The 433-nt window shown below is 52.9% G+C and carries 1 pseudogene; it reads left to right on the forward strand.

Annotation, left to right across the window (positions count from 1 at the left end):
- A pseudogene (locus ACU8YC_RS28260) lies at positions 1-433 on the forward strand (nucleoside recognition domain-containing protein); the annotation flags it as partial.

Below are 433 nucleotides of genomic sequence, written 5' to 3' on the forward strand. Positions count from 1 at the left end.
GTAAAGTCGTCAGTAAAGCGAGTCTCGAGGGGGATACGCTGACGACAACGACCAGTGCGTTTCGTGGTACCGGCGGTCACGGTGCCATGGATGGTTCTCTCTTTGCACTGTGATTAATTCCTTCTGTCATGTTTGCCCTTGGCATGATCAACGTGCTTGAACACTATGGCGCTTTGCGTGCAGCACGTCGTTTATTAACTCCTCTGCTGCGTCCTCTGATGGGGATCCCCGGACATACCGGCCTGGCGCTGATCGGCAGCCTGCAGAGCACTGACGTTGGCGCATCGTTAACGCGAAATCTGGCCGACGAAGGCGAAATTACGCAAAACGAACAAGATATTTTCGCTATGTTCCAGTTCTCTGCTGGGGCAATGATCACCAACTTCTTTTCCTCCGGTGCCATTCTGTTCACGCTGATGGCGGTGAACGTTAT

This window comes from Citrobacter sp. VF227 (assembly GCF_052950715.1).